Below are 24494 nucleotides of genomic sequence, written 5' to 3'. Positions count from 1 at the left end.
TTCTTTAATTTTTTTTCTCTACAAACTCATCTGATTGAGCTACACATGTGTAAAGAAATCCAATTAATTCAAATTTTTAATATACGATTAGTAAAGTGTTTATTTACAATATGAAATAGTCATACCATGATAAATCTTGGCATATTGATTTCTGGCCGGGGCAGCAACATGGAAGCTATTCTAAAATCAGTCAAGAAAGGTAAAATTCCAATAAAACCTGCAGTTGTAATATCAAATAAACCAGATGCAAAGGGAATAAAAATTGCAAAACAACTTGGTGTGAAAACTGAGATAATAGAGAGTACTGGAATCACAGGCGCAAATTGGGAGTATGACACAAAAATTGTTGCAGTCTTAGAAAAATATGGTGTTACTCCAAGAAATGGTCTTGTCTGTCTTGCAGGATTTATGAGAATATTGAGTCCAGAGTTTATCAGGCATTTTAAAGGAAAAATAATGAACATACATCCTGCAGTATTGCCTTCGTTTCCAGGATTGCATTCACAAAAACAGGCAGTAGAATATGGTGTCAAGTATTCTGGCTGTACAGTTCATTTTGTAGATGAAGGAGTTGATACTGGGCCAATCATTTTACAAAGTATAGTCAAGGTAAAAGATAGCGATACTGAAAAAAGTCTTTCAGAGAAGATTCTTGCCAAAGAGCACAAGATCTATCCAAAGGCAGTCAAGCTTTTTGCAGAAAAAAGAATTAGAGTAAAGGGAAGAAAGACAGTAATTTCCTAGGAATCTGGCCCGCCAAAAAAATACAATACAACTAGCTCTTTTTTGTTTCCATGAAATTTGTGTTGTATGTTTTTTGCAACATAGTATGACATTCCTTCTGATATGGAATGGTCTTTTCCATCAATATTTAGAAAGCCGTCTCCGCGTATAATATAATAAATTTCATCGCTGTCATGTGGCCCTTGGGTGTCTTTATCTCCAGGCTTTAATAGTATGATTCCTGCTGCCAGATTTTCTTTGTTGATAAATGTGTGAAAATATGATTTGCCTTTTGAGATATCTTTTAGGAATTGGTTTGTGTCAAACTGGATTTTCAACATACTATGTTTTCTGATTCCATTAATCAATCTAATCAGGCGTAAATAAATGGAAATAAATGGTATACAGGGAAAATTTCAACAGTTCAGAGAATTAACGTTCCAAGGATTAAATATCCTAAAACGTACCTAAAGCTAGTTTGACTGGGCAAAAAATAGACGGCATTGCAGTAGCAAATTCTGTCAAAGATAGAGTAAGAATAGCTGCCGAAGTACTAAGAGAAGAAGGAGTCACACCATGTCTTGCAACAGTATTGGTGGGAGAAAATCCAGCTTCGATGACATATGTTTCCAATAAACAAAAGGCATGCTCAGAGGTAGGAATTGAAACCAAAGATCACAGATTGCCAGAATCATTTTCCCAGCAAGAGATGAATTCATTAATTGATTTACTAAACAAGGATAATGCAGTGCATGGAATTTTAGTCCAGCTTCCCCTACCAAAACAATTAGACGAATTTTCTACCACATCACGAATCTCTCCAATAAAGGATGTGGACGGTCTGACACCATATAATGTTGGATTGATGGCATCAGGAAGAGCAATTCTAAAGCCATGTACACCTTCAGGAATAATGGAATTATTTGATTATTACAAAATCGAACTATCAGGCAAAAATGTCGTAATCATAAATCGAAGCCATCTTGTTGGAAAGCCACTATACCATTTGATGCTTGAAAAAAATGCCACAGTTACCACGTGTCATTCCAAAACAAAAAACCTAAAACAACACTGTCTTTCTGCAGATATCATAATTACCGCAATAGGGGACAGGTCAAAATTTACACTAACTGCAGACATGGTACCAGATGGTGCCATTGTAATTGATGTTGGAACAAGCAGAAAAGACGGAAAGCTTGTAGGTGATGTAGACTACGAAAATGTCATCAAAAAAGCATCATTTGCAACTCCTGTTCCAGGGGGAGTTGGGCCCATGACAATAGCGATGCTTTTAAAGAACACTGTCACTGCTGCTTCAATTAGTAAAGAATTTGTCTCAAGTCGTTGAAAAAGCAAGACTGCGAAAGCAGCTATTAGATGCACGTGACGGATTATCTCCTGATTTTATCAAAATTACAAGCAAGGAAATTCAAGACAACCTAAGAAAGATAGAGTTGTATAGAAACGCAAAAACAATTGGAGCGTATTATTCAATTGGAAGTGAGGTTCGTACACAGGACATACTCCAAGAAATACTAAATGCAGGAAAAGAATTGGCATTACCAAAGGTTATAAAAAACGATCTCATATTCAAAAAGATTTCAAATTTTTCAGAACTAGAGCCAGGAAATTTTTCTGTCATGGAGCCAAAAGACAAGTGTGATATGGTAAAAAATTTAGATGTCGTAATTGTTCCTGCAATTGCACTATCAAAAGATGGATTCAGACTAGGATACGGATTTGGGTACTATGACAGATATCTGCATGGAAAAAGATCCACAACAATTGCTCTATCATATGCAAAACAGGTAATCAGATCATTTCCTCGTGATGAGCATGATATTAAAATGAATTTCATAGTTACTGAAGACAAGGTAATCAGGACACAAAACCCTTAATTGGTAAAAATTTTTCTAATTTAAAGGCACAACTTGAGGCACAGAGAGATAGAATGGTGAGATTAGAGTCAGAGAAAAGGTCGTTAGAGGATTAAAGAAGGATCATCTTTGTCCTTTGTGTAGAAAGGAATTGGATTGTCTTGATCCTGATTGTATTGGATTAAGCTATGAATGGGTAATGATTGTAGAACGAAAATTAAAGATATTTGACAGGCTAATCATCAATTAGAAAAAGTTATAGAAGAATCTTACATAATACTAATATGCAAAATGGTTGGGGTGGTCAATGAACAAGACTTTGAAAGTTCTCATTGTAGATGACGAATCCGATATTGCAAATTCCATTAAGAAATTTTTGGAAGGTAGAGGGTTTCAGACTGATACCTATATTGATCCTCAAAAAGCCTTAGAAGATTTCAAACCAAATTTTTACGATCTAATCATCCTCGATATTCGAATGCCAAAAATGAATGGATTTCAATTATATCGAGAGTTAATGAAAAAAGATGACAATTCCAATATATTTTTCCTTACAGCCTATGAAGAATATCGTCACGAATTTACCAAAGCATTTCCTGAATTAGATCAAAGACATTTTATAAAAAAACCGATTTCAGGTACACATCTAATGGAATATCTAATGAAAGAGGTAAAAATCAATCCTCGTTTATAACCGACGGTTTTTGACTGAGAAAAACCGACGACAACTTGACGGAACCCTTCAAAGGTGATGAGACTTAACAGAGAGAAAAGGCGACAATAACTTAACAGCACCGTATATAACATGATTAATAACATCACATTTCGATATTTAACAATAAATATTTTGTTCTATCATATAGAGCAAGTTCATAAATCCAATAGATTCAAGTAAAATTGAATCGCAATTCCCTTTTTACAGTTATGAACATCTTGAAAAGAATTGTAGCTGGAACCGCAAAATACACTATTGTTTTAGCGATTCCTTCTATGATGTAACCTATGTTGAAAAGATTATCCACTTGTTGCACTATTGTTCCAGTCGTATGTAATGGATATTGAAGATCATGATTACCTCTTGGGTCTTTGTTTGCTGTGTTATCCCATACATTAAACAAAACATTATCGTATGGTAAACTGACATACCAAACTAGTAACATCATCATTCCAGCAAGTACGATAGTTTCGTAGCCTTCTACAGCCATTTTATTTTTCAGCTCGTAACAGGGAATACATCAATACTCCTCCAGCTATTGCAAGTGACATAACAAATGTTATCAAGATGCCATCCATGTCAAGTTCCCCCCTTTGCTGAAATCTCTTGTGCATATACTTCTGGATATTGTTTTACCAGTTCTATATTGAGATTCAATGCGTTGACGTAGTCTGGTGCAAATACTAGAGCGTTTGTTTCCTTGTTTCTTGCAATATCAAGATCAACTAGTGTCTTTAACGCATTAACAGGTATTCCAGTTGCACTGCTTATTGCAGGTATCTGGGAAATAGCACTGTTTGGGGTAATGTCTGGATCTACACCTGATCCTGAATCAGTAGAATTTCTAGGATGGAAAAACTTTGGAGAATCAAAGCTTTGAGCGATGAGCTCTGAGCCAACCACTTTACCATTGAGAATAATCTGGCTACCATTTGATTGGGATGGAAGTACTGTCTGACCTATAGCTGTAACAAGTAAAGGATATGCAATTCCGGTTGTAATGATCATCAGTATGACGACCCTTATCGACGGAGAAAATACTTTGCTCTTTAGTGTTCTCATATCTATGTCATCTCCAAAACACTGACACTACCAAGTCGATTGCCTTTATTCCTGCAAATGGAAGAAGAACTCCTCCCACTCCGTATATGAGCATATTTTTTACAAATGTCCTCTGCGGGGCTTCTGGCTTGTATTTGACACCTCTGAGCGATAATGGAATTAGTATGGGAATTATTATTGCATTAAATATCAACGTAGATAAAACGGCACTTTCAGGACTGTGAAGCTGCATTAAATTAAGTAATTCCATCTTTGGATTTACCTTGGAGAACATTGCAGGAAGAATTGCAAAATATTTTGCAACATCATTTGCAATGGAAAATGTGGTGATTGCGCCTCGTGTCATAAGTAATTGCTTTCCAAGCTTTACCACATTGAGTATCTTTGAAGGATCAGAATCAAGGTCAACCATGTTGGCTGCCTCTCTTGCAGCTGCTGTTCCACGATGCATTGCAAGTCCTATGTCTGCTTTGGCAAGTGCTGGTGCATCGTTGGTACCATCACCAATCATTCCTACAACATGACCCTTTACTTGTTCTTCTACTACTCTGTTTAGCTTGTCGGTGGGCTTGGCTTCAGCTATGACTTGATCAATATTTGCTTCCTTTGCTATCATTTGAGCTGTAAGAAGATTATCTCCTGTGATCATAACTGTGCTTATGCCAGACACATGAACTTCGTCAAGCTTTTCTCGAATATCTTTTTTTAGATTGTCCTTAAGTGAGACAAGTCCTATTATCTCATCATTTATTGCAACAGCAAGTGGAGTGCCCCCAGTCTTTGATATTTCCTGTGCTTTCCATCGCAATTCTGGTTCGTTTACATTTTGAGCAATCTTCAAGATAGCTTCAACAGCACCTTTTAGGATTCTTACTTGGGTGTTGGACTCCTCCAGCTCTTCTACTCTGGCTGAAACTCTAGTTTTTGTTTCACCAGATGTTTTTGAAATCGAATCTTGTGTTGCAAATGTTTTTTTCTTTGGTGATAACTCAATACCACTAAAACGTGTTTCTGAACTAAAATCAATAGGCCTTGCTGCCAGAACTTCCATCATAAACGAAGGTTCAATTTTTTTCTCATTTGCAAGTTCAATTATGGTTTTTCCTTCATGTGTAGCGTCGTTAAAAGATGCTGCATAAGCAGCTTCAACAATGTCTCTTTCTGTAAACTTTTCCATCGGAACAAATGCAATAGCTCGACGTGCACCTTCAGTAATTGTTCCAGTCTTGTCCAGGATCAGAACATCACAGTCTCCTGCAGCTTCTACTCCTTTTCCTGATTTGACTACAATGTTATCCCTTGCTAACCTGTTAATTCCGGCTATACCTATTGCAGGCATCAGTGCTCCTATGGTAGTTGGCATGAGTGCCACAAGCAATGCGAAAAGTACAGAGATATCCATACGGTATCCTAGATAATATCCAAAGAACAGCATCGTACCAACCACAGTTATGAAAATTAATGAAAGACCTGCAAGTAATATGGTTAGAGCAATTTCGTTTTTTGTCTTTGGTCTGGTTGCACTTTCAATTAATCCTACCATCTCATCAAGAAAGCTCTTGCCAGCCTCTGCAGTGATCTCAACTATTATTTTGTCATTTGCAACTTTGGTTCCTCCAAGTACTGGATTGTCCTTTTCCTTGAAGACAGGATCTGATTCTCCAGTCATCATGGATTCATCTATGAATGCCTTCCCATCTGCTATAATGCCATCTCTTGGAATTATCTCACCTGCGTAAACCCGAACCCTGTCTCCTGGTTTGAGGCTGATAGAAGACACTATGACCTCTTTTCCATCAACCATCTTTTTTGCCTGAACTTCTTTTTCAAGACTCCTAAGGGAATCAACCTTTGCTCTTGCTTGAGCTTCCGAGAGAGATTCAGAATACGTCGCAAACCAAACTGTGACGATTAGAATTATTGCTGATTCGATATAGAATACACGGTTTTCATTTACAAATTCTGAAGATGCATTTTGCAATAAAGCAATTCCAAATACCAAGAAGAATCCAACTTCGACTGCAAACATTACTGGACTTTTTTTGGCAAGATAGATTGGATTGAGCTTTGTTACTGAGTCCTGGAGTATTCTTGCGTCAAGTAATGATTGTCTTATTTTTGCCACCATCATTTCATCACCTAAATTGAAAATGGTCCCATGGCCAAGAACGGAAAGAATGTAAGAGCTGTCAATATGAATACCATAACTGACAATACGCCAACAAAAAGAAGTCCCGAAGTTTTGATTGGTTCAACAACTTCCTTTCTATCTCTTGTGGTAAACGAGCCTGCAATTGCCAGCATCAGCACTATTGGTGCATAACGCCCAATTAGCATGACAAATGCAGTAGACCAGTTCCAAAATGGTGTGTTTGCCGAAGTACCAAGATAATCAGAACCGTTGTTTGCTGAAGCAGATGTAAATTCATACAAAACTTGTGTAAATGTCATAGGAGTAACTTGACCGCCAACAACACTTTGCGCATCGCCAGTACTGTATGCGATAACGGTTGGAATGAGTATTAATGCAGGATGTATCAGAAATACAAATGCTGCCAGTCTGACATCCCTTGGATTAATCTTCATGCTCAAAAATTCAGGTGTTTTTCCTACCATCAGCCCAACTAGAAAGAGAGTAAGTATGACAAAGATGATCATCATCATCATCCCAGTACCATCAGCTCCCGGAATTGCTTGAATGAACATACTCAAGAAAAGTCCAATCACTGCATTTGGTGACATTCCTGTAAGAGCTGAAGCTGCAGAGCCAGTGTTTGTTGCTATTGAAGCTTCATTAAAAAGAACACTACCAAAGTTTCCAAATCTTGTTTCAAGACCAGAGGGACCGCTTATCTGTGTGAGACCAAGAATAAGCATCACTCCAAAACCAATTAACATGGCAACAAGTATTGAGACTCCCCTTCCCTTTCCTATCAAATGAGCATATGCTATAGGTGCTGATAATGGTATGACAAGCATTAAGATAGTTTCAAATACATTTGAAATACCAGTTGGATTTTCAAAGGGATGAGCAGAGTTTGCTCCAAAGAATCCGCCACCGTTGCTTCCAAGATCCTTTATTGATTCTTGTGCGGCAACAGGTCCTATGGTAATTGTTTGATTGCCACCTTGTAATGTACCTGTCGTGATTGTTGAATCAAGCGTCTGTGGAACTCCTAGGAACAACAATAACAATGCTGACAAAAATGCGACTGGTAGTAGAAGTGTTAGGATTATTCTAGTAAAATCAACATAAAAGTTTCCAAGACCAAAATTCTTTCTAATAAAACCTCTGACAAACGCAAACAAGGCGGCAATTCCTGATGCTGGGGCTACAAACATTACAAAGATGAGTGCAATCATTTGTGAGAAGATCGATAGTTGCTGATCACCAGCATAGTGTTGAAGATCAGTATTTGTGATAAATGATGCTGCTTGCATGAATGCCAGATCAAATGATAGGCCAGGTTTTGGTGATAAAGGAAGACTATTCTGATAGAGAAATATTGCCATAACAAAGGCAGCTGCAATAACATTAGTCACTACTAGGGCTAGAACATACTGCTTCCACGTCATCTGTTCGTATTTGTCTACGCCAATTATTTTGTAAAATCCACCCTCTATTCTACCTAATGTCTTTTCAAGAGGTCTTGCCTCGAAGATGATCATTCTTGCCATATATCGTCCAAAAATTACAGACAATCCAAGAGAACCTACCAGTACAGCTAATAGTATTACAATGTCCACAAATGTCACTATGTCCTTTGTTTAGAATACATGATTGGTACAAGCATCGCTAGTGCGTTTGCTAAACATGCTGAATTTGCATCTGTGACCATGTTAATCTAGACCTACATCAAGATACATGTATATAGATTTTCATGCCATTAGATAACATGATAAAAATATTAATATGATATTAAATATCATAAGATTTGTATGAAGGAACCAGTCTTTGTGCCTGACGAGTTAGATCTAATGATACTGGAATACATGGCAAAGGATGCAAGCATACAATTCAAGAAATTAGCAGAGATTCTCAAAGTTGATCAGCGTACGATAGCAAAAAGAGTAAGCGTCATGAAAGAAAAGGGAGTCTTCATACACAAGGTAGAGCTAGACTGGTCAAGACTTGGAATTGGGATCTCTGCATACGTTGGAGCAGAGACTGGACTTGGCGAGGAGGATGTTAAAAAAATGCATAGTTATATTCTAAAAGAACCACGTGTTATAGAAGCATATTCTACAATTGGGGATCAGGAATATTTTTTCAAGGTAATGGAAACCGACTTGCAAAGCTTAAGAGAAGAAGTCATGACTCGTTTTGAGCCTATCACTGCAAAGCTTACAAGCTCAATAATATCATCACAAATAAAACGCCAAGATGATGTTGCACTCTTGCGTTTTCTTAGACAAAGAAGTTTTTTGCAAAAAACACGTAGATAAAAAATATTTAAGCATAATTTTATGATTATAATTCGTTATTTAACAAATTCAATATTTGTGATCTTTGATGGTCATATGACGATAATTGAAAACCCACTAAGGGATTTGAATTACCAGTTTAACACTATAGGACAAAAATATTTCAATTAAGACATGAGGCCCTTTTTTCCTATATCAGTTCTATAGTATTTGGAAGGCCAAGATATTTCTTTTACTCGCAAATATGCATTAGATATTGCAGTTTGTAATGAACCCCCAAGTGCAGTTACTCCAAGTACCCTGCCTCCGCTAGTCAGAACTCTATTGCTATCGCGTATGGTGCCTGAATGAAATACTATCGAGTTGTTGTCTTGCGTGTCAAGACCCAGTATTTCCTCATTTTTTGGGTATGAATCAGGATATCCTTTTGATGCTAGTACAACACAAACAGCACTTTGTTTCTTCCATGATATAGGCGGCAGTTGTGACAAGGTTCCATCAATGCTTGCATTGATGTAATCATACAAGTCTGACTCCATTCTCATCATGATGGGTTGACATTCTGGATCGCCCATTCTTGCGTTATATTCCAAAACATATGGCGTATCATCTTTTAGCATAATTCCAGCGTACAAAAATCCCTTGAAAACAATACCATCGTTTTTCATGGATTGCACAGTCATGTTGATGATATCTTTTTGAATTTGTTCTGCCATGGAATCATCTATAACAGGAGTTGGAGAATATGCACCCATCCCTCCAGTGTTTGGACCTTTGTCATTGTTGAATATTCTTTTATGATCCTGACTTGTGGCCATTGGAATTGCCACCATACCATCAGAGAGCGCAATGTATGATGCCTCTATTCCGTCAATTCTTTCTTCTAAAATTATTTTTGAACCCGCAGTACCAAAGCTTTTCTCTACTAGTATTTTATCAATTGCAGATACTGTTTCGGTATAATCATTACAAACAATCACGCCCTTTCCTGCTGCAAGACCATCTGCTTTTACTACAAGATTATAATCAACTGATTTTGCATATTCTTTAGCTTTTTTTGCATCATCAAAAATCTCAAATTGTGCAGTAAGGATGTCATGTTTTTTCATAAAGTTTTTTGCCCATACTTTGCTTGATTCAAGCTGTGCAGCTTTTTTTGTTGGTCCAAATATCCTCAAACCTTTTTTTGTAAATTCATCTACTATACCCATAGAAAGCGGAGTCTCAGGCCCTACAACTGTCAGACAATTATTCTCTGATGCAAATTTTGCCAATCCATCAATGTCATCTACTGATATGGATACGTTGTTTGATGTTCCGCCATTACCTGGAGCATAGTAAACTTTGCTCACTTTGTTGCTTTGAGACAGTTTCCAGCCAAGTGCATGTTCTCTTCCACCAGAACCAACAACTAAAACATCAGTCAATGTATTTTCTATAATTTTCTCGTATATATTCCAAGATTGGTTTTATGGAACTGTTACCTTTTGGTTGTTTTGTTCAGGCGTTACCTTTGGTTAATGAATTTCATTAACTTGCCAGTCATTTCCAAAAATGGGAATACATTGTTTTATAGATCTATAACAATATGGAATTGACTTGGCTCATTTACATGATAAAAAGTCGCATGATGAAAGTAATCAAGAAACTATAAATCGCCTAAGAGAATATATTAAAAAACTTGAAGAAAAGAACAAACAACTTTCAAGTCAAAAGCAATAAAATGTCATTTTTCTCTTTGTTTGCACCTCAAATTTTCAAAAATAAATTATAGATGAAAAATAGGGAACTGCAGGGTTAATCCCTGCGGAGTCATGGAACGTTTATGGAAATAAGACGTGTAGACCATACCTACAGTTCCATGGTAAATCATATGAAGGTTAGAGATAAAGAATTTGTAAAATTGTTCAAGAAGATTCTTCTATTGTTTCTGGTTAACTAGTTAGTTTTGCGTTTTAGAAATATTGATTAAAGCTGCATTTGAAACTGGTACCATGAGTCAAATTGATGCACAAAAGTCAGTTTATCTTTTTGTACATGGAAGAAGGGACCTTGAATCGGTTGCAACAAATGCACTAGTTACAAATGGTTTTGCCAAAGACAAGATAATTTCTGCAAAACCTGACAAGGTTGGAAATGTTGGAGATTACATGGCAATGCTATGGATGCCACCAAACCCAGATCACATCAAAATACAAAAGATAACCAAGGTAGATCCAGTTCCAGCAGAAGGAATGGTCGGATTATGGAAAGGAGTTTCTAAAGAAGATCTTTTCCAAATAAAACTACATTAGATCAGAAACAAGTGCTGTAATAAAACTTTCAAACTCTGAATCTGAAAATTTTATAACTTCAACTTTATTTTCTTGTTTGGCAATTCTTACTGATTTTAGGTGATAGCATTCTCCGTTATTTTCCATGGCATTAAAATAATAATCCTCACAAGAGCAGAATCCCAAATCCGAGTCAAGCCAATGCTCGTTATCTTTTCCAACTACTGTCCAGATTTTTCTATTACTTGGCTCAAAGTAGTGAAGCTTGACACCTCTTCCTGATATGACCGCGTCAAGGTTGGCAGAATCTTTTTTCACAAGGATTTAATTCAAAACTGGTTCGTATATCTTTGATGGTTCAGACAAGACCAATTCAATCACAGCCTGCTTTGATTCTAGAAGAGGAAAAAAAGCGTTATCTTGTTGTAACAGATTTACACATTGGTTTTGAGAACACGTTTTTGTCTAATGAAATCCATGTGGAACCAAAAGAACTGGTCCAAGAGACAGTAGACTCTCTTTTATCCATAATAGAATATGAAAAACCAGATGTGTTGGTTTTACTAGGCGACGTAAAATCAGGCATTGATTTTATCTCAAAAATAGAGTGGCAAGCAGTTCCGTTATTTTTTGAGATTGGAAAAAAAATTGAAACTATCCTAATTCCAGGCAATCATGATTCCAATATACAAAAATTACTTCCAGAAGGAATCACACTTGTAAGCTCTTCAGGACTTGTAGTTGGGGATACGCTTTTGACCCATGGACATACCATGCCTTCAGAAAATCTATCCCAGGTAAACAAGATAGTCATGGGTCATGTACATCCAGTGTTTTTTCAGGAAGGTTCTGTCGTAGATGGTCAGAGAGTATGGGTCTCAATTAGAGCAGAAAAAAACCAGCTTTTTCCATCATCAAAAGGAACTCTAGAAATAATTATTCTTCCTGCCTTTAACAAATATTTTTATGCCACGTATAAAAAATATTACAAAAAATCAATCTCGCCAATTCTTCAATCAATTAAAAATTTCCAGTCTGCAAAAATTGTAACACTTGATGGTTCTATAATAGGAAACGAATCTATGCTTGAGAATGTAATTTGAAAATGGTTTCTACCATCAGAGACTTGACACCTAAAAGATTTGGTAGAAAACTAACTTGGTATTAGAACTAAACCTGCTTCTCTTATTACAATCTTATCAGAGGTGTCTCCAAAGTTTAATCGCAAATCAAGCATTACCTCGCCTTTGCTTGGATTAACCAGTGTTGATTGGCTTGTCATACAGTCGTGTCTCGTATTTGTCATATGTGTATCATTTAGTACGAGTGCTGTGCTTGAAGGACTCTGTTGATCTAGTCTTATTTGATCAATAAAGCTTCTTGTATTGTTAGAGTCTGCATAACAGACGATCACATTAGTGATAGAATAATGCGGGGGTACTTGTAGGCCTGTTGTTATTACTTTATCGCCACCATCAGATGCCACATTTCCTATGGTATTTGACTCAATCACAAGACCGCTCATGTTACTACCGACTTTAGAATTATTTTCATTAAATGATAAATGCACACTTGGGTCACCTTGCAAGAATCCTAAATGATTTATCCACATTGTCGTGTTTAGCGTAATTGGTGTAGTCGGTGTTGGTGTAGTCGGTGTTGGTGTAGTTGTAGTCATATTACTTCCTGAATTCTTATGCTGAAGGGCATTAAGTTCCGCCTTCAATTTCCATTGTTCTCCAGGACCACAGATATGATCTCCGCAAACTTTACTATCCCCTGATGATGATGCTGTAACGTCATATTGAAGTGTTGTAGCAACTACTACGCTTGCACTAGAATATGGAACAAATGTACTAGAAAGTACGATAGCAATAATCGCTATTAGTAGAAATGTGGTTTTCAACTGGCATAAATCACAAAATACCAAAAGATTCTCAAACGTGAGGAATTGTTGCAGTTTTTGTCAATTAAGGTCAACTAGATAGACGAATTTACAATCAAAGATCTTATTTGTATGAATCATACAAAACAACCATGAAGAAAATAGAGGCACTAATCATAGATGACAGCAAGGAGATAACACAAATGTTGTCAGAATTTTTGGAGATTGAAGGTTACAAATGTGCTGCCTGCAGTGATGGCAAAAAAGGATTGGACATGATACTGCAACACAAGTTTGATGTTGTCCTTTTAGATTTAGCAATGCCAAAATTTAGCGGACATGATATTGTTGAGTCACTTGCAAAATCAGGAAAGATTCAAGATCAAAACATCATCATCTTTACTGCTTCTTCTGTTGACAGCGATGACATCCATAAACTGTTAAAAAAGGGAGCTAAATTCTGTCTAAAAAAACCAGTTCAACTTGACACCCTTCTTAGTACACTAGAAGGCCTTGGTCTATATCGCAGGTAATGGCAAAAATATATTCATAGTTCTGAAATATTTACCAAGTTTTTCTACATACCTTGTGGTTTATTTTTTGATATCCATTTATAGAAAAATTACTGGCTGATTTCCGTTTTTGGCAGAACTATCTTTTATAGGAAAAAATGAAATAAAACATGATTAGAATTGTCAATACAAGAGAAGATCTTGACTATTTTTGAATCTGAACCTGGTTCATCTCTTTACCAACAACGAACATGTCTTGAAAAAATACAAAATGTGCTTTTAAAATTTGGCTTGACTCAAAACCAAGCTAAGGTTTACATTTACTTGGCCAAAGTAGGACCTAAACCTGCTGCTGAAATTGTCAAAACTTTGAGATTTCCTAGAACAGAGACTTATTTTATTCTTGGCGGTTTACAAGAACGCAGAATAGTTAAGGAAACCCACGGTTCACCAGCAGAGTTTATCCCCCTGCCTCTTGAACAAGCAATTTTGTCAATGATCAATGCAGAAAAAGAAAAAATCAATACATTGTCAAAACAAGCAGAAGAACTTTTTGATTTGTGGAAACAAATTCCTAGTTCGGCTCTTGAGATAAATGAAGAGATTAGTGAAAAAATGCACACACTTCAGGGGCAATCTCAAATATTTAGCAAGCTTTTGAACATGGTAAGCTCTGCTAAAAAAGAAATTCTAGTTTTGGGATCAATAAAAGACCTCTCAAAGTTAGTTCACTCTGAAGTATTTGATACATTATCAAACTCAGCTCTTGATGTAAAGATAGTAATCTCTCTTACCAAAGCTATTCCCACCTTTGCAAAAACGATAGACACAAAAAAAATAAGGTTATTGCAAGAAAGTCCCAAAGATGACCAATGCTTTGTGATAAAGGACAATGAAGAGATTCTCATGCTTTTGAGAAATACAACCAATCCTTCAGACGACATATTTGCAATATGGTCAGATTCCAAGGCACTTGTGGATTCTGTGTACAAGTTATTTGATAATTCTTGGATTAAAGGGGAGGTTGTCAGTTGAAACAAAATTTATTTGATTTACGCAATCATAATGCAATTTACAAACTAGGAGAGTTTCAAAATGTTAGATGAAAATGCAATATTAACAGACAAAAAGGCGTTATTTGCCATGGCAGTAGAGGATGCACTAAACGAAGCAGGGCAGCCATGGAACGTGATTGTTGCAAATGAGTTACTTAAAAAATACAAGTGTTCTATTTCTGATTGCATGGAACAACCAGAATATTTGAAAGACGTATTAAATCAAACATTTGGTCATGCAGATATTGTTGTAATATCAAAGATCAAGAAAAACCTAGGCGAATTTGGCCAGGAAAGATCCATAGGCGAATTCCTCAAAGTATTGGCAAAGTAGAATGCAGACAAATCTTGATGAGATAAAGAGTAACAAGTTTCTCTTATTTTGCTTACTTGCCGTAGTAATAGTTGTGATAGCCTCAAATCTTGCTGGTAGTCAGGCTGCAACCATTACAACAGACTTGCTTTATGTACCAGCATCTGGCGGGCTGTTGGTTCTGTCCATAATTATTGCAATTAGATTTAAAGGAAAAGGTGAGACTGGAAGGGCATATCTTTTGTTTGTGACTTTTGTCTCGTTCTGGTTTGCTGGCGAAGTGGTATGGCTACGAGCAGAACTTGTCTTTCATCTTGTGCCGTTTCCTGTTGAAACTGATTGGCTGTATCTTGCAGGCTATCCATTTTTGTTTGCATTTATGATTTACTATCTAAAACCATTTCGTATAGCCATATCTAAGAAAATGATTTGGAATGCATCTCTTGCTACCATGATCTTCTTTGTACCAACAATATATGCAATGTACTCGTACAATCCAACAGCAAGTTTATCTGACATATTATGGGCAGCACTTTATCCATTATCTGATGCCATGATTTTGTTTCCAGCAGTATTGGGAGTGGCCTTGTTCCTAAAAGGTAAAGTGAATTTGTTGTGGTCACTTTGCTGCATTGCAATCATACTCAATATAATAGCCGATTCAGGATTTTTATTCTTAGATACGGATAATTCTGTTCATAGTGGAAATCCTGTCAATATCTTGTATCTATGGGCCTATATTTTATTTGCATTTGGAATCTACAGTCAGGTCAAGTTGTTTACCCTACCAAAAATGAAATCGTTTGGTAAAGTTGATGATCTTAAATAAAATTCAAACATCTTGAACTATTTTTTTATTGACGAATCAATTTGAGCTTGACATGATGCAAAACTGCCATCATACCTTGCTATAGCATCAAAGCTTGTTGTTGTTTGTGCGTTAACATCTGAAATGACACCATTTCCCGTAGCCAAGATATGGCCTGTACTGTCAAGCAATATCATTTTTACAAAGATTGCTTTATACGAAACACTTCCACTATAATACTGTCCCGTCATGAATGCATATTCTGTCCCTTTACTGCAAGATATATTGCTAAAACCTTGTGAAGTACCTGTCTTGGTGGAAGCACCTACAGTTTTGGTGGAAGTAGTTTGTACAAAATTATTTGCTACAGTACCATTACCATTGGTAGCCTCTGCCACAGCAATGCCAGGAATATTCCTTACGACTGTTCCTATGCCAAACCCTCCAGTGTCAGTATTTTTTATAGTGCTAATGTGTCTCATGGAAAATACAAATTTGGAGAGATGTTGAGATTGTATTGTTACTTGACATTGAGTTGGACTAATTGATGTAGAGGATATTTCACCAAGACCATTACTAGTCCATGAACCTAAACTAAGTGTATATGCATCAATCATCGGACAGCCAGCAGAATCATTTTGTATAAAGTCAGAATTTGTCTTGTTTACTACAAGAGTTAGTGTAGGTGGTTTGGCATGGTTTTGTGGATTTCCCCAGTTAAACCCAATACCGGTTTGTTCAAATGGATATTGTACACTAAGGAAAAGAATCGGAGTATCAGATATGGCGCTAGCGTTGATTGAAGAAGGAATTTTGTTGTCAACCTCTGCAACAAACCATTCAGACGGAGCAATTCCACCAGTAGAGTTTGCTGTAGGAGAGGATTGCACATGTATTTCCTTTAGTCCACCAAAGCTTGGAATCAAGGAGTCTGCAACTGGAATTATCATTTCTTGACCTGGAATTATCTTAGATAGTGGAGGTGTGGCTACAAATTGGCCTGATGTTTGGTTTACAGTTGTAACTACAGTGGGTATTACTGCTACAACTGAGGTAGAATTTGGAAGAGTATAGTTTGGCAAACCAATGGCATTAACTATTGTTATTCCACTTGCTAACGGGGCAAATGATTTATTCAATAATACTGATGATTGGGAAATTATTGCTGCATTGACAGCAGTAACATTTGATTTTTCTGCAATGATAATTTGAGGCAGCTGAGTTACGTTGTTAATTTTACTGGTGAGATTGCCAACGATAGATGTCACTGCAGATGATGTAGTGTTGGATAGTGTTTGAGTCAATCCTGATGTCAGTCCTGTTGCTGCAGATGGAACCAATTCTGTTACTGCAGATGATGTTGTGTTAGTTAGTGTCAAAGATTGTGTTAAAGGCATTGTAGTATTGGACAATGTTGTAAGAACAGGTGTTGTAGACAGAGCGGAAAGAAGCGGTGAAGACATTGGAACAGGGGTAGTGGTTATTGAAGATAAAATCGAAGGAGTTGATCCGTTCTGTAGTGTAGTTGATGAAGTGCTTGGTAGGATTGGTGTTATTGATACAGATGGAATTGTACTCAAAGGCTGTGTTATGATAGGATCTAGAATTGTTGGAGCTGGGGCAATTAGAGTGGGCATAGTTGGAAGTACAGTTGGAATAGTTGAAGATGGAGTTGGTGGAAGTATAGTTTGTAGAGTCTGAACTGGTGCAGTTACAGTTGGTGTAGTTGGAATTGGTGTTGGTGTAGTTACAGCTGGATCTGGTGAAAGTACAGCTTGTGGTGTTATGGTTGGTGTAGATACAGCTGGTATTAATGCAGTTACAATTGGTACACTTAGAGTTGGTATAGTTAGAGATGGAATAGTCACAGATGGTGCAGTTACAGCTGGAATTGGTGCAGTTACAGCTGGAATTGGTGTAGTTACAGTTGGTGTTGGTGCGGTTGGGATTAGTGCAGTTACAGTTGATACACTTAGAGTCGGGATAATTAGAGATGGTGTTGGAGCTGGAGCAGTAACAGTTGGAGCTGGAGCAGTAACAGTTGGAGCAGGAGCAGTTGTAGTCAGAGTTGTTGTTGGTGTAGTTACGGTTGATGTTTTAGGAGATGTAGTTGGCGGTGAAGTTATAGATGATTGTATTGATGGCACCACATTAGTAGATGTGATAGTAGAAATTGTTGCAGTGGTTTTTGTGGGCGTTACTGTTGATAGTGTAGTTGATCCTAAAGATATGCCAGTACCTATTGTGTTTAATGGAACAGAATTACTTAGTAGAGCTGATGCTTGAGTAAAATTAATTATAACTAGTATAACAATACTAATCGTTAATATTTTCTTTAATATACCCCTTCACCAACCCTTGTAAAGTGATTTCATTTTTTTCTATAAAAGATACTTCTGCCAAAAATGGAAATAGCAGTTATTTTTGTGCCTAAAACACATTCCATGGGGTGTTTGTAGTAAATAATAACATACTAGGAGTTATCTCCCTATGAGATTATACTAGTATAGAAACTGTAGGACAAACCCCTTCCAGACCCAACCCAGAAGATTTTCTTCTACAGTTTTCATCTTTTTTATCCTAATCATCCTTCTAGAACTTAAAACAAATTGATTTAATTTATTCTAAACTATCGTATGGCTCTAATGGTTTTTTTGTGGTTTCGTTGTGCTGCAGCCATTCAAGTGTTTTTGCAAAAGAGTCTGCAAGCTCAGTTGTAGTTAGTACTGGGATTCCAAGCTCTACTGCCTTTCGTCTAATTTGAAATTCGTCATAAAGCATCCCAACATATTTTTCCAGAGTTGATGTACTTGGCACATTTACTATAAAGTTAATCTTGCGTTCATAAAGCAAGTCAGCAATGTTTGGTTTTCTTTCAGGTTCACTAATTTTGTAGACTATCTCATTTCCTACATGTTTTTCTGCTAAAAATTCAGCAGTGTGCTCTGTTGCATAGATTTTGTAGCCTAGATTTTTTAACAGCATGGAGGTTCGCAAGAGTTTTTCCTTGTTTTCAGAACCACCAGCAGTAATTAAAACAGCACCTTCATTTGGTAAAGAGTATCCTACAGATATCAATCCCTTTGATAGCGCATCATAAAAGCTGTCTCCAAAGCATGCAGCCTCTCCAGTTGATTGCATCTCAACTCCCAGTATGATATCAGCCCCTTCTAGCTGCATAAATGAGAATTGCGGTACTTTGATTCCATACGAATGTGTTTTTCGCCATTTGTCTTTTGGCACTGGTGGTAATGTTTTTCCAAGAACTGCGCGTGATGCAAGGCTGATAAGATTCATCTTGACAAATTTTGAAACAAACGGCATGGAGCGTGATGCACGTATGTTTAGCTCAATGACATACACTTGATTTGAATGGATGAGAAATTGCAAATTAAATGGCCCTTTTATTTTAAAGGCAATGGCAATCTTGTTTGTATAGTCTGTTATGGTTTCAATTATTTTGTTACTTAGACTCCATGGTGGAATACACATCATAGAATCTCCAGAGTGTACACCTGCACCTTCAATGTGTTCTACTATAGCGCCAATCACTACGTTTTTGCCATCAGAAACTCCATCTACTTCAGCCTCAAGTGAGTTTAGCATGAATTTTGTAATGACGACAGGATAGTCTGGCGAAACATTTGCTGCCTCTTCCAAGTATCTTTTTAGTTGCTCGTGCGACCAGACAACTTTCATTGCAGCCCCACTTAGGACATATGATGGCCTGACCAATACTGGATATCCTACGTTAATTGCAAATTTTTTGGCATCAGCAAGACTTGAAAATGCCTTCCATGGAGGCTGTGATATATGAAGTTCGTCTAAGACTTTGCTAAAGCTTGAACGGTTTTCTGCCCTGTCAATATCCTCTGATGAAGTACCTATTATTTTGATTCCATTTTTTGCAAGCTTTGGAGTAAGGTTATTTGCAGTCTGGCCTCCTACTGCTGTAACAACACCAGTTAGTTTTTCAAAATCTGCAATATCTAATACCCTCTCAAGTGTTAGCTCCTCAAAATACAGTCTGTCACAAATGTCATAATCAGTAGAGACTGTCTCAGGGTTGCAGTTAATTACAACCACTTCCTTTACTCCGTTCTCTTTAAGACCCCAAACCATGTTTACTGTACCCCAGTCAAACTCTACACTGCTTCCTATGCGATATGGGCCTGCACCCAAGACTGCAATTTTTTCTTGGTTTTTATCAACATCAAAATCGTTTGTAGTTCCACCATATGTCAAATACAGATAGTTTGTTTTTGCAGGCCACTCTGCTGCAAGTGTATCTATTTGTTTTACAACAGGTATGATTCCTAATTCTTTTCTCATTTTACGGATATCAAGATCATCTTTTCCAACTAGTCGTCCAATTTGTTTGTCTGAAAAACCAAATTGCTTTGCTTTCTGTAAAAGATTTGGCTCTAGTTTTGATTCTTTTAGTTTCTTTTCTGTTTGAATTATGTTTTGTATTTTTTCAATAAACCATGGGTCTATGGCTGAAAGTTTGTATATTCGCTCAACTGAAATTCCTTGCTTTAGTGCTTCTGCAACATGGTATAATATGTGATCATCAGGATTTTGTAATTTATTTTCTAGTTCTTCAACTTCATATGTTTTATCAGCTGAACGGTTTGCAACAAGACCGTCGTTTCCAATTTCAAGCATCCTTATTGATTTTTGTAGTGATTCTTCAAAGCACCTGCCAATTGCCATGACTTCCCCAACAGACTTCATTGTGGGCCCAAGATTTCGATTTGCAAGCTCAAACTTGCTAAAATCCCATCGTGGATGTTTGCATACAATATAATCAAGTGATGGCTCAAAACATGCAGTCGTAGTTTTTGTTATGCGATTGACCAGCTCTGGAAGTGAGTAGCCCATTACAATTTTTGCTGCCATGTATGCAATTGGATAACCTGTTGCCTTGCTTGCAAGTGCTGAAGAGCGTGAGAGTCTGGGATTCATCTCAATTGCCACGTATTTATCTGATTTTGGATCTAGTGCAAACTGTATGTTACATTCTCCAACTATGCCAACATGTTTTGCAGCGCGTAGTGCGGCAGACCTTAGTAATTGATATTCATAGTTGTCAAGTGTCTGTGATGGAGCAACCACGACATTGTCGCCAGTATGCACCCTCATTGAAAGCACGTTTTCCATGTTGCATACAATGACATTGTTTCCAGAATGGTCCGCCATCACTTCATATTCGATTTGTTTCCAATGACCTACATATTCTTCAATTAATACCTGACCGACCAAGCTTGCATTAAGACCTCGGCTCACAATTTCATGCAATTCAATTTCATTGTGCGCAACTCCGCCACCTTTTCCACCTAAGGTATATGCAACTCGTATGATTACAGGATATCCAAGCTCTGATGCAATCTTTTTTGCTTCATCAAAGTTGTAAACAGTTTTACTTTTCAGTACAGGAACTCCACACTCTATCATTGCATCTTTGAAAAGTTGTCTGTCTTCGGTTGCCTGGATTCCTTTTATCTGGGTTCCAAGAACTTTGACTCCGTATTTTTTCAATACGCCAAATTCATCTAGTTTTACTCCACAGTTTAGTGCAGTCTGTCCACCAAATCCCAGCATCAGACCATCTGGTCTTTCTGTTTCTATGATAGATTCCACATACTGTGGATTTACAGGAATGGAATACACCTTGTCAACAAATCTAGTATCAGTCTGTATTGTTGCAATGTTTGGATTGACAAGTATGCTCTTTATCCCATCTTCCCTTATGGCCTTGAGGCACTGGCTACCGGAGTAGTCGAATTTGCGGTCACTTTATTGACTTTCGCCTGCTTCTCCGATTTTAATTGCCCCACTGCCAAGAACTAGAATTTTTTTCAGTGACTCATCTTTTGGCATTTTCCTCCCCCATCAGGCGTTTTAGCTCTTCAAATACAAACATGCAATCAAAAGGTCCAGGTGATGCTTCTGGATGAAATTGTACAGCAATGCATTTTTTTTCTTTATGTTTTATTCCTTCTACTGTTTTATCATCAGTATTAGTAAACCATAATTTGAAATTTGTTTTTTTGAGTGAATCAGGATCTATTCCATATCCATGATTTTGACTTGTTACATAAACTTGGTTGTTATCTAAATCAAGACATGATTTATTTTGTCCACGATGACCATACTTTAATTTGAAAGTGTCTGCACCTCCTGCAATTCCCAATATCTGCGCACCAAGACATATTCCTAAAGTTGGAATATTTTTATCAATTAGTGCCTTGGCAGTTTTCATTGTTTCAGCACATTTTTGCGGGTCACCAGGTCCATTTGATATAACAACACCCTTTGGATCATAGGAAAGAATTTTTTCAATGGAGTAATTCCATGGTACTTTGATGACTTTGTATCCAAGCTTTCTTACATTTCGTAAGATTGCGTTTTTTACTCCAGTATCAACTATTACCACTGTTTCTTTCTCATTTCCATAAATTTGTGGCTCTTTTGTTGATACAGCATCCATAAACTCTTCAGAATTGTAATTTTTTGCCGCTGCAAGTTTTTTCTTTAGTTCATTTTCATCAATTTCGGTTTCAGAAACTGCAAGTGCTGCCATCATGACTCCACTAGTACGCAATTTTCGAGTCAACGCCCTTGTATCAATTCCTGAAATTCCTGGAATTTTTTCATCATATAGCCATTCGTCAAGTGTCATTGAAATATTCCAGTGACTTGCGCTAAGGGATAATTCATGAACAACCAAACCTCGTACCTGAATTTTGTCAGACTCAAAGTATTTTTTAATTCCATCCTCATCTTTTGCTGATTGGTCAGGTACACCATAATTGCCAATTAGAGGATAGGTGAGTGTGAGAATTTGACCGCTGTACGAAGGATCTGTTAATGCTTCGGTATAGCCAGCCATGCCTGTATTGAACACTGCTTCGCCAACAGTCGTAGAAGGATAACCAAAACCCATCCCGCTAAAAACGGTACCATCTTCTAAGATGAGTTTACCAAACTTGTTTACATGTTTGGCTTTTTTTGTTGGAATTTGAAACCCTCGTGATGTGAATTATTTTGGAGATTTAAGTTTTGTGTTAAAGCGAAAAAATTCTTTATAGTGCTCGGAACTGTTCGCTCCACTTGTAGTATGCTCGGATCATTTCCATACTCACACTTGGTTTTCTTCTTGTTAGGATTTCTTTGAAATCAACTAGTGTAAGCTCACGTGGTTGCATCTTTGGTTCTCCTACTACTGGTTCTGGAGAATAGTTTGCCTGATGGAACAAGTCATTTACCACCATTAGCTGAGCAGATTGGCAAATGTCTTTAATGTCACTTGCACTATATCCGTCTGCAAGCTTTGCAAGATCAGTAGATTTTACTTTATCCTCTTTTTTAAGTGGCGAGGTATAAAGATCAAAGAGTTTTACTCTAGCTTCAAGGCTTGGAAGTGATACATAGACTCTTTTTGTGAATCTTCGAAGAAATGGCCAGTCAAGACTCCATGGTTTGTTTGTTGCTCCAATTACGTATAGTTTTAGGTCTTTTCCTTTACCGTTGATTCCATCCATCTCTGTTAGAAATTGGTTTTTGACTCGAACTTCTCCTCCTACTTCGCTGTTTCTACTTCCTAATAACGAATCCACTTCGTCTATAAACAAAATCACTGGCAGCCCTTCTTTTTCTGCATAACCACGAGCCATGTTAAATAACTTTGAAACATTTTTTTCTGCTTCACCAAGCCATTTGCTCATCATTGATGCGGCATCTACATTTATGAAATAACCATCAACTTCACTTGCAGTTGCAGCAGCAAGAATTGTCTTTCCACATCCTGGTGGTCCATAAAGAAGAATTCCTCTTGGCCATCCCAATGGAAAGAGATCAGGTCTTTTGGCTGGATAAACAATAGATTCACGTAATGCATCTTTTGCGTCATCCAATCCTACAACTTCAGCCCAACTTACGTTAGGCTTTTCTTTCATCACCAGATCATCAAATTCATTTTTTGCAAGAGACTGTTTTTGTTGTTCTGGTGTAGCTTTTGGGTCAACTGCAGGTTCAAGTTCTACGTTGGTCATTTGTAATGCCTTTATTCTATTCTGGTATGCAGCAATGCGTTCGCTGTAAACTCGGTTTAACTTGTTATCGGGATATAGTTGAGTGAGTTTTACAAGAGATTCAATTGCTCTCTGATAATTGGATATTGCCATTCCGCGTGCCCCCTGAGAATCAAGCTTGATTGCCTCGGAAGCAAATCTACTTGCACTATTTTCTAATTCTTGCGGCGCTAGACTCATCTTATTGATACCTAAATCTCAACTGCGGTATTTGTTAGGTAATCATGTGTGTAAATTCGTCTAGTAGTATTTGTTAAATTAATTGGACTAGGAACTGGTTCCACTTTAGCTTCCTCTACTTTGGCCTGTGCAACTGCTTGTGGCATGATAGTATGATAATCATCTAGACGAGTCTGAGTGAACCTGTCCAAAGAGAGGTTCTGGGTAACTTCCTCGTGTAGAGTCTGTATCTGGTTAAATGCCATTTCTGCAGATATGAGGAGGTCTGTAAGATCATCGCGCATTATATTTACAGAATTTGTCGCGTGTAGTATTATTCCAATAAAGTCCTCCAAAAATGCCTTTAGTTCTTTTTTATCTTGATATTTTGAAAGAAGGTATTCTGCTGCCATCATTACCTGTCGCAGGTCTTTTAGCTCTTCAACTGAGAGTGATTCAATAAATTTATCATCTTTATCAGGAGCTTTTTGGGCAATTTTTTCCTCTATCTTAGATGAGATATTTCTTATCTTGTCAAGAGGCACAGCAATATCCTCTGAGGATCCGTTTTTGGAAAAATTAAGCATGAGC

At 37.2% G+C, this 24494-nt stretch carries 25 protein-coding genes and 1 pseudogene; 13 read left to right on the top strand and 13 right to left on the bottom strand.

Going from position 1 to position 24494, the window contains the following annotated elements; genetic code table 11:
• The first annotated feature begins 126 nt into the window (after positions 1-126).
• Entirely contained in the window at positions 127-744 is a 618-nt protein-coding gene (gene purN, locus VEU72_10220; GenBank protein ID HYL67508.1) for a phosphoribosylglycinamide formyltransferase, read from the top strand.
• Here the strand turns inward: purN and VEU72_10215 are convergent.
• Positions 741-1091, bottom strand: coding sequence for a cupin domain-containing protein (locus tag VEU72_10215; protein ID HYL67507.1), 351 nt, complete (start codon positions 1089-1091; stop codon positions 741-743). The two genes, purN and VEU72_10215, sit on opposite strands and share 4 nt — an antisense overlap.
• 110 nt (positions 1092-1201) lie before the next feature.
• Between VEU72_10215 and VEU72_10210 the strand changes: the two genes are divergently transcribed.
• The 3 genes from VEU72_10210 to VEU72_10200 all read left to right on the top strand — a co-directional run bounded on the left by VEU72_10210 (position 1202) and on the right by VEU72_10200 (position 3294).
• The gene (locus tag VEU72_10210; protein ID HYL67506.1) at positions 1202-2071 is read left to right on the top strand and encodes a bifunctional 5,10-methylenetetrahydrofolate dehydrogenase/5,10-methenyltetrahydrofolate cyclohydrolase; all 870 of its coding nucleotides are present in this window, start codon (positions 1202-1204) and stop codon (positions 2069-2071) included.
• Positions 2055-2621 carry a 5-formyltetrahydrofolate cyclo-ligase gene (locus tag VEU72_10205; GenBank protein HYL67505.1) on the top strand — a complete coding sequence of 189 codons (567 nt, stop codon included), beginning with the start codon at positions 2055-2057 and terminating at the stop codon, positions 2619-2621. Before VEU72_10210 ends, VEU72_10205 begins: the two co-directional genes overlap by 17 nt.
• 286 nt (positions 2622-2907) lie before the next feature.
• A complete protein-coding gene (locus VEU72_10200) occupies positions 2908-3294 on the top strand; it encodes a response regulator (GenBank protein HYL67504.1) in 387 nt (128 codons plus the stop codon).
• A gap of 193 nt (positions 3295-3487) precedes the next feature.
• Here VEU72_10200 and VEU72_10195 read toward each other — a convergent pair whose 3' ends face one another.
• From VEU72_10195 to kdpA, 4 genes are all read right to left on the bottom strand, one after another.
• Positions 3488-3805 carry a hypothetical protein gene (locus VEU72_10195; GenBank protein ID HYL67503.1) on the bottom strand — a complete coding sequence of 106 codons (318 nt, stop codon included), beginning with the start codon at positions 3803-3805 and terminating at the stop codon, positions 3488-3490.
• A gap of 89 nt (positions 3806-3894) precedes the next feature.
• Complete coding sequence (locus VEU72_10190; GenBank protein ID HYL67502.1) at positions 3895-4377, bottom strand: potassium-transporting ATPase subunit C; 483 nt, start codon at positions 4375-4377, stop codon at positions 3895-3897.
• Between the two features lie 7 nt (positions 4378-4384).
• Positions 4385-6505 (bottom strand): HAD-IC family P-type ATPase, encoded by a 2121-nt coding sequence (locus tag VEU72_10185; protein ID HYL67501.1) that lies wholly within the window; start codon positions 6503-6505, stop codon positions 4385-4387.
• Positions 6506-6516: 11 nt separating this feature from the next.
• Positions 6517-8124, bottom strand: a complete 1608-nt coding sequence (kdpA, locus tag VEU72_10180) for a potassium-transporting ATPase subunit KdpA (protein HYL67500.1) — start codon at positions 8122-8124, stop codon at positions 6517-6519.
• 192 nt (positions 8125-8316) lie between these two features.
• Here kdpA and VEU72_10175 point away from each other — a divergent pair, with 192 nt between their 5' ends.
• Positions 8317-8823 carry an Lrp/AsnC family transcriptional regulator gene (locus VEU72_10175; GenBank protein HYL67499.1) on the top strand — a complete coding sequence of 169 codons (507 nt, stop codon included), beginning with the start codon at positions 8317-8319 and terminating at the stop codon, positions 8821-8823.
• A 146-nt stretch (positions 8824-8969) separates the two neighbouring features.
• Here the strand turns inward: VEU72_10175 and purD are convergent, their stop codons facing one another.
• The gene (gene purD, locus VEU72_10170) at positions 8970-10229 is read right to left on the bottom strand and encodes a phosphoribosylamine--glycine ligase (protein ID HYL67498.1); all 1260 of its coding nucleotides are present in this window, start codon (positions 10227-10229) and stop codon (positions 8970-8972) included.
• Positions 10230-10796: 567 nt separating this feature from the next.
• Between purD and VEU72_10165 the strand changes: the two genes are divergently transcribed.
• Positions 10797-11096: a hypothetical protein gene (locus VEU72_10165; GenBank protein ID HYL67497.1), complete on the top strand. Its 300-nt coding sequence runs from the start codon at positions 10797-10799 to the stop codon at positions 11094-11096.
• Here VEU72_10165 and VEU72_10160 read toward each other — a convergent pair.
• Entirely contained in the window at positions 11088-11393 is a 306-nt protein-coding gene (locus tag VEU72_10160) for a hypothetical protein (protein ID HYL67496.1), read from the bottom strand. The two genes, VEU72_10165 and VEU72_10160, sit on opposite strands and share 9 nt — an antisense overlap.
• Positions 11394-11428: 35 nt before the next feature.
• Between VEU72_10160 and VEU72_10155 the strand changes: the two genes are divergently transcribed.
• Entirely contained in the window at positions 11429-12178 is a 750-nt protein-coding gene (locus tag VEU72_10155) for a metallophosphoesterase (GenBank protein HYL67495.1), read from the top strand.
• Between the two features lie 50 nt (positions 12179-12228).
• Here VEU72_10155 and VEU72_10150 read toward each other — a convergent pair whose 3' ends face one another.
• Positions 12229-12981, bottom strand: a complete 753-nt coding sequence (locus VEU72_10150; GenBank protein HYL67494.1) for a hypothetical protein — start codon at positions 12979-12981, stop codon at positions 12229-12231.
• A 131-nt stretch (positions 12982-13112) separates the two neighbouring features.
• On the opposite strand from VEU72_10150, the gene VEU72_10145 reads away from it, so the two are divergent.
• The 4 genes from VEU72_10145 (at position 13113) to VEU72_10130 (ending at position 15669) form a co-directional block, all read left to right on the top strand.
• Complete coding sequence (locus VEU72_10145; protein HYL67493.1) at positions 13113-13493, top strand: response regulator; 381 nt, start codon at positions 13113-13115, stop codon at positions 13491-13493.
• Between the two features lie 180 nt (positions 13494-13673).
• A complete protein-coding gene (locus VEU72_10140) occupies positions 13674-14507 on the top strand; it encodes a helix-turn-helix domain-containing protein (protein ID HYL67492.1) in 834 nt (277 codons plus the stop codon).
• 60 nt (positions 14508-14567) lie between these two features.
• On the top strand, positions 14568-14861 hold the full coding sequence (locus VEU72_10135; protein ID HYL67491.1) for a hypothetical protein: 294 nt from the start codon (positions 14568-14570) through the stop codon (positions 14859-14861).
• 1 nt (position 14862) lies between these two features.
• A complete protein-coding gene (locus VEU72_10130) occupies positions 14863-15669 on the top strand; it encodes a hypothetical protein (GenBank protein ID HYL67490.1) in 807 nt (268 codons plus the stop codon).
• Positions 15670-15686: 17 nt separating this feature from the next.
• On the opposite strand, the gene VEU72_10125 is transcribed toward VEU72_10130, so the two are convergent.
• Positions 15687-17027, bottom strand: coding sequence for a hypothetical protein (locus tag VEU72_10125; protein ID HYL67489.1), 1341 nt, complete (start codon positions 17025-17027; stop codon positions 15687-15689).
• On the opposite strand from VEU72_10125, the gene VEU72_10120 reads away from it, so the two are divergent.
• Positions 17011-17349 (top strand): hypothetical protein, encoded by a 339-nt coding sequence (locus VEU72_10120; protein HYL67488.1) that lies wholly within the window; start codon positions 17011-17013, stop codon positions 17347-17349. The two genes, VEU72_10125 and VEU72_10120, sit on opposite strands and share 17 nt — an antisense overlap.
• Before the next feature lie 84 nt (positions 17350-17433).
• Positions 17434-17934: a hypothetical protein gene (locus VEU72_10115; protein ID HYL67487.1), complete on the top strand. Its 501-nt coding sequence runs from the start codon at positions 17434-17436 to the stop codon at positions 17932-17934.
• A gap of 333 nt (positions 17935-18267) precedes the next feature.
• Here VEU72_10115 and carB read toward each other — a convergent pair.
• The 4 genes and pseudogenes from carB to VEU72_10095 form a co-directional block, all read right to left on the bottom strand.
• Positions 18268-21426 (bottom strand): annotated as a pseudogene (gene carB, locus VEU72_10110) (carbamoyl-phosphate synthase (glutamine-hydrolyzing) large subunit).
• Positions 21427-21517: 91 nt separating this feature from the next.
• Positions 21518-22627 carry a glutamine-hydrolyzing carbamoyl-phosphate synthase small subunit gene (gene carA / locus VEU72_10105; protein HYL67486.1) on the bottom strand — a complete coding sequence of 370 codons (1110 nt, stop codon included), beginning with the start codon at positions 22625-22627 and terminating at the stop codon, positions 21518-21520.
• Positions 22628-22736: 109 nt separating this feature from the next.
• Entirely contained in the window at positions 22737-23924 is a 1188-nt protein-coding gene (locus VEU72_10100) for an AAA family ATPase (GenBank protein ID HYL67485.1), read from the bottom strand.
• An 11-nt stretch (positions 23925-23935) separates the two neighbouring features.
• Positions 23936-24490 (bottom strand): hypothetical protein, encoded by a 555-nt coding sequence (locus tag VEU72_10095; protein ID HYL67484.1) that lies wholly within the window; start codon positions 24488-24490, stop codon positions 23936-23938.
• Positions 24491-24494 lie beyond the last annotated feature (4 nt).

Source organism: Nitrosopumilaceae archaeon (assembly GCA_035631875.1).
In the GTDB taxonomy this organism is placed as follows: domain Archaea; phylum Thermoproteota; class Nitrososphaeria; order Nitrososphaerales; family Nitrosopumilaceae; genus TA-20.
Note: the sequence above shows the minus strand (reverse complement) of the source record. Positions and strands in the feature narration are given on the sequence as shown.

Coding starts and splice junctions, on each gene's coding strand:
- purN (HYL67508.1), top strand. CDS start 127: ATGATAAATCTTGGCATATTGATTTCTGGCCGGGGCAGCAACATGGAA.
- VEU72_10200 (HYL67504.1), top strand. CDS start 2,908: ATGAACAAGACTTTGAAAGTTCTCATTGTAGATGACGAATCCGATATT.
- VEU72_10195 (HYL67503.1), bottom strand. CDS start 3,805: ATGGCTGTAGAAGGCTACGAAACTATCGTACTTGCTGGAATGATGATG.
- VEU72_10190 (HYL67502.1), bottom strand. CDS start 4,377: ATGAGAACACTAAAGAGCAAAGTATTTTCTCCGTCGATAAGGGTCGTC.
- VEU72_10185 (HYL67501.1), bottom strand. CDS start 6,505: ATGGTGGCAAAAATAAGACAATCATTACTTGACGCAAGAATACTCCAG.
- VEU72_10175 (HYL67499.1), top strand. CDS start 8,317: ATGAAGGAACCAGTCTTTGTGCCTGACGAGTTAGATCTAATGATACTG.
- VEU72_10165 (HYL67497.1), top strand. CDS start 10,797: ATGAGTCAAATTGATGCACAAAAGTCAGTTTATCTTTTTGTACATGGA.
- VEU72_10155 (HYL67495.1), top strand. CDS start 11,429: ATGGTTCAGACAAGACCAATTCAATCACAGCCTGCTTTGATTCTAGAA.
- VEU72_10145 (HYL67493.1), top strand. CDS start 13,113: ATGAAGAAAATAGAGGCACTAATCATAGATGACAGCAAGGAGATAACA.
- VEU72_10135 (HYL67491.1), top strand. CDS start 14,568: ATGTTAGATGAAAATGCAATATTAACAGACAAAAAGGCGTTATTTGCC.
- VEU72_10130 (HYL67490.1), top strand. CDS start 14,863: ATGCAGACAAATCTTGATGAGATAAAGAGTAACAAGTTTCTCTTATTT.
- VEU72_10115 (HYL67487.1), top strand. CDS start 17,434: ATGGTTGGTGTAGATACAGCTGGTATTAATGCAGTTACAATTGGTACA.
- VEU72_10100 (HYL67485.1), bottom strand. CDS start 23,924: ATGAGTCTAGCGCCGCAAGAATTAGAAAATAGTGCAAGTAGATTTGCT.
- VEU72_10095 (HYL67484.1), bottom strand. CDS start 24,490: ATGCTTAATTTTTCCAAAAACGGATCCTCAGAGGATATTGCTGTGCCT.